The organism is Lujinxingia vulgaris (assembly GCF_007997015.1).
Lineage (GTDB): Bacteria > Myxococcota_A > Bradymonadia > Bradymonadales > Bradymonadaceae > Lujinxingia > Lujinxingia vulgaris.
In genome coordinates, this window is record NZ_VOSM01000061.1 from 1 (window position 1) to 634 (window position 634).

The 634-nt window shown below is 48.7% G+C and carries 1 protein-coding gene; it reads left to right on the forward strand.

What is annotated here, in order from left to right:
• The first annotated feature begins 229 nt into the window (after nt 1-229).
• Nucleotides 230-616: a hypothetical protein gene (locus tag FRC98_RS22345; RefSeq protein ID WP_146983506.1), complete on the forward strand. Its 387-nt coding sequence runs from the start codon at nt 230-232 to the stop codon at nt 614-616.
• The last annotated feature ends 18 nt before the right edge of the window (nt 617-634 follow it).

Here is a 634-nt window from a genome sequence, read left to right on the forward strand (position 1 = left end):
AGACGATCGGCCCAATGTGAGAACCAACCCGCTCGCCAATCATGGAGGGGGAGCGGTTAATGCCATTGAGTCCGATAGGCCGCGCAGGTCTAAACCTTTAAAGGATGTGGCAACCCCTAGGAGGTTTATCTTTGAGGCCCTACAAAAGGGAGGTGTAATTCCCCATAGTGGGTGTAAGGAGGATTCCTGTCTGCTACATTCCGGCGAGATGCATGACATGGAGACGTGTTTGGAAGTAGAGGAATTGTTACAGCGGATGATAGACCAAGGTCGACTAGAAGTCGGCATTGAAGGAAAAGAAGAGCAGCATATATGCATGCAATCTACGGAGGGGAGCGGTGTTGCGAAGCCCAAACCCTTGGTGATATACTTCACTAAAAGTGCAGCCTCGCAAAAGCCCGGACACCCCTTAATAGCCAAACCTGTTCCTTTCCCGTACCAAAATAGTCACGCGGTCCCGTGGAGATATACACCTCCGGGGGAGAAGGAAGAAGAAGCCACTGACGTCAGCTCGTTGTCAGCTAAAGTAACAAATATCACGGGACTGAGTGGTGTGACCCCGCTATTTCATATAAAATTACCGGTCGAACCAAAACAAAATACTTTTTTTTCGTAATTGTGATCCATTGGACAT